Annotated in this window: 3 protein-coding genes and 1 pseudogene; all 4 read left to right on the top strand. The window is 48.2% G+C overall.

The window, feature by feature from the left end; all coding sequences use genetic code 11:
• A pseudogene (locus ACESLK_RS29925) lies at positions 1-604 on the top strand (reverse transcriptase domain-containing protein); the annotation flags it as partial.
• A 167-nt stretch (positions 605-771) separates the two neighbouring features.
• Positions 772-2,007, top strand: coding sequence for a tyrosine-type recombinase/integrase (locus ACESLK_RS29920; RefSeq protein ID WP_373233508.1), 1,236 nt, complete (start codon positions 772-774; stop codon positions 2,005-2,007).
• On the top strand, positions 2,000-2,986 hold the full coding sequence (locus tag ACESLK_RS29915) for a tyrosine-type recombinase/integrase (protein ID WP_373233507.1): 987 nt from the start codon (positions 2,000-2,002) through the stop codon (positions 2,984-2,986). Before ACESLK_RS29920 ends, ACESLK_RS29915 begins: the two co-directional genes overlap by 8 nt.
• Entirely contained in the window at positions 2,973-3,980 is a 1,008-nt protein-coding gene (locus ACESLK_RS29910) for a site-specific integrase (protein WP_373233506.1), read from the top strand. Before ACESLK_RS29915 ends, ACESLK_RS29910 begins: the two co-directional genes overlap by 14 nt.
• Positions 3,981-4,111 lie beyond the last annotated feature (131 nt).

Genomic DNA, 4,111 nt, shown 5'->3' with positions numbered 1-4,111 from the left:
CGACCATTCTTCTCGCGAAGGACAGAACGACTTGCTGGAGCGAATGCTCGAGGGGAACAACCTTCGACTCGCCTACAAGCGAGTGAAACAGAACGGCGGAGCGCCCGGCGTCGACGGAGTGACGGTAGAGACTCTACAAGCTCACCTGTGGGAACGCTGGGAAACCGTGAAAACGGAACTCCAATCGGGTACTTACAGACCGATGCCGGTCAAACGGGTGGAAATCCCCAAACCCGGAGGCGGGGTGCGGCTGTTAGGTATCCCAACCGTAATGGATCGCCTGATCCAGCAAGCCCTTATGCAAGTCATGACACCGATCTTCGATCCGCATTTTTCACCGAACAGTTTTGGTTTCCGCCCCAGGAAACGTGCCCACGACGCGGTAAAACAAGCGCAATCCTACATCCAAGATGGATGCCGCTGGGTAGTGGACATGGACTTGGAGAAGTTCTTTGATCGCGTAAACCACGACATCCTCATGGCGAGGGTGGCGAGAAAAGTTTCAGACAAGCGCGTCTTGAAGCTGATTCGAGCCTACCTGAACGCCGATGTCATGGTAGATGGAATGTTACAAGAGACGCTAGAAGGAACACCGCAAGGCGGATTATGCAAAGCTTAGCATAAACCCCCTTATGAGAAGTAACTCGTTATGCAAAGTAAAACCCACAAATCAAGGCTAGAAAAGGACTTCAACCAAAATTACTTTGCATAATATTCCGAAATGTTTAGTAGGAGAAGTAGCTTCTCACTATACAATTCGGAGGTAGTATCATGGAAGTACCATTTTCGGAATTAACTGCTCGACTCGAAAAAGAGCTTTACCGCCTGCACTACAACGAGCAATCGATCAAGTATTACAGGTCGATGTGGCGGCGAGTCGCCACATTTTTGGAATTAGAAAATTCGGCTCGATTCACTGAGGAAGCCGGGCTCCATTTTCTTGAACGTGAGTACAACTTCTTCGAACTGGAGAAAACCGGAAAACTCACGCAATCGATCATTAACGTCTTTCGAGTGGTCAGAATGCTTGGGGATTTTCAGCAACACGGCTGTATCCTACGCAGGTATTACAAGCAAAAGAAACTTCTACAGAGCAAGACATTTGAAGAAAGGCTCCATCATTACGTCATACACTGCGAAATGAAAGAATATTCAAAGGTGACACAGAATCATTACAGGAAGATCGCCGAGAAATTTTTGAGCTTTCTGGAGTCGAAAGACGTCCGAAATTGTGCAGATATCTCCGCTCGCGATCTGAATGACTACATCAATACCCTGCTTGGATACAGCTACAAAACGGTCGAGCAGCAACTTTGTGCGCTGCGGTCATTTCTACGTTACCTTCACAGCAACCAGCTTCATCCGCAAGATCTGGCCGAAACCATTCCATCCATAAAGGCGAGGAAGCAGAACCGCATTCCGTCCGTATGGACGCCAGACCATGTTGCCAAATTGCTCGAAGCGATCGACAGAGGCAATCCGGCTGGAAAACGGGATTATGCCATGATCCTCTTAGTTGCACGCTTAGGTCTACGGACAATAGACCTCAAACGCTTGAAGCTGGAGAATTTGAAATGGCAAGAGAATCGTATTGCGCTTATACAGTCGAAAACCTCGAGGGAGCTGAACTTGCCGCTTTTGCCAGATGTCGGCTGGGCAATCATTGACTATCTCAAAAATGGCCGTCCGAAGGTAGAATCCCCTTATGTATTCTTACGACATCTTGCGCCATTGGAGCCTTTCGCGGATGAGGACAGGTTACACCAGATCATCGTTAAATACATGAGGTTGGCGAAAATTCCGATCTCCCCTCTGAAGAAGAAAGGTATGCATTCTTTGCGGCACACATTGGCAAGCAAGCTTCTTCAAGAGAATACGCCATTATCCGTCATTTCGGACATACTGGGGCATGTCAGTTCGGATTCGACATCTGTTTATCTTAAGGTGGACGTAGACATGCTGCGCGAATGCGCGTTGGACCCTGAGGGGGTACTTCTTCATGTCTAAATTCTTCTTCCGCAGCCCCTTACAAGAATACATCCAAGCTATGATCCGCCAAAAACAATCGCTTGGCTACAAGTATGACAGCAGTGCGAAGATGCTCTTTAAGTTTGATCAGTTCTGTGTGGCACATGGCTGTACAGAACCACATCTATGCAAGGAACTGGTCCAGGCGTGGATTCAAAAGCGACCGAATGAAGCCCAGGCTACCCAGCAAAACCGGACTATTGCCGTACGGCAACTGGCTATGTTTATGAACCGTCTTGGCGTTCAAGCTTATGTAGTGCCGAAGAACATCATGCCAAAAGGACCACGATACATCCCGTACATTTTCAGTGGCGAAGAGCTCGCGGCGCTTTTTAAGCAGACTGACGCTTGTCATTACCGACCCGAGGTTCCAAACAGACAGTGGATTATGCCGCTCTTGTTTCGTATGCTCTACAGCTGCGGTCTGCGGATTTCAGAAGCCCTTCATCTGAAAATGCGGGATGTGGATCTGGACCGCGGTGTGCTAACCATTCTGGATGGGAAGTTCACTAAGGACAGACTCGTTCCTCTACCCCATGAGCTCCTTCAGCGGTGCCATGCCTATGTAAAGCAGGTTCATATGTTTTCAGGTGCCGAAGCATACTTTTTTCCGGCTCTGAACGGAGAAGCGGTCACCCATAACAATGTGTACAAGAACTTTAGGAAATTCCTATGGAAGGCACGAATTTCCCATGGCGGTTGGGGAAAGGGTCCGCGAATCCACGACTTCCGTCATACTTTTGCCGTACATTGCCTGCGCCGATGGGTTCTGGAAGGAAAGGATCTAACCGCTTATCTGCCGATCCTTAAAACTTACTTGGGACACCATTCATTCAGCGACACATCCCAATATTTGCGGCTTACCGCGGAGCTATATCCGGATATTACAGCAAAGGTGGAACATGTCTTCGGTCACGTGATCCCCGCCATGGGAGGCGAGGGTTTTGAAGCCGACTGACTTTGCCAAGGCTTTATCTCAATATTTATCTGCTTATCTTCCTGGGCAACGGAACATGAGTCCTAATACGATCTCTTCTTACCGCGACACGTTTAAGCTGTTTCTCACCTACTGTAAACAGAGCGGACTCTCGATTGAACGACTCACTTTTGCACAAGTAGATGAGACACTTATACTCGCCTTTGTAAAGTGGCTCGAAGAGAAAAGGAACAACGGCATTTCTACACGGAACCAACGCCTAGCTTGCATTCATGCGTTTTTCCGCTACGTACAGACGGAACATCCAGTTGGTTTAGTTACCTACCAAAAGATCCTTGCCATTCCAATGAAAAAGGCACCGAAGCCGACAGTGAACCATCTTACTCCGGACTCGCTGCAACTCATACTGGCGCAGCCAGACCTAAAAACGTCTGGAGGTCGTAGGGATGCGACACTGCTATCCGTCTTGTACGATACAGGGGCACGGGTACAGGAATTAGTTGATCTTCGTGTCCGGGACGTTCGTTTAGACCCGCCTCCAGTTCTAAGTATTACCGGCAAAGGAAGCAAAACAAGGCATGTTCCGCTTATGTCTAACACGGAAGCAGTACTCAGACAGTACATGACCGAAAACCATTTGCTCCAGAACGGCATGCTGGATCGGCCATTATTTTGTAACAGACAGCGAAGGAAGATGACGCGAGAAGGCGTGGCATTTATTTTGGATAAATATGTATCTCTTGCGCGTACCGTAACTTCAGCCATTCCTGAAAAAGTGACCCCGCACGTTTTGAGGCACACAAAAGCAATGCATTTACTACAGGCTGGCGTTAATTTAATCTACATCCGGGATCTGCTAGGGCATGTCGACATTGCAACAACGGAGGTTTACGCACGTGCGGATACGGAATTGAAACGAAAGGCATTGGAGCAGGCCTATCCGAACATGGTTTCGGAGGGACTGCCGCAATGGAACCAAGATGAGGATCTCATAGCCTGGCTGACTAGTATCTAACTAGAATCGATATTATGCAAAGTAAATTCGACTATGATTCCTTTGAATACGGGGGTCTTAGCAATTTACTTTGCATAATGAGTTACTTCTCATAAGGCGGAGTCATTAGCCCCCTGCTGGCGAATATTTAT

It is taken from the genome of Cohnella sp., from assembly GCF_041640265.1.
In the GTDB taxonomy this organism is placed as follows: Bacteria; Bacillota; Bacilli; order Paenibacillales; family Paenibacillaceae; genus Cohnella.
This window is presented reverse-complemented; position numbering and strand designations above follow the sequence as displayed.

Bases quoted from the DNA above. Each gene is read 5' to 3' on its own strand.
- ACESLK_RS29920 (WP_373233508.1), top strand. From the start codon at position 772: ATGGAAGTACCATTTTCGGAATTAACTGCTCGACTCGAAAAAGAGCTT.
- ACESLK_RS29915 (WP_373233507.1), top strand. From the start codon at position 2,000: ATGTCTAAATTCTTCTTCCGCAGCCCCTTACAAGAATACATCCAAGCT.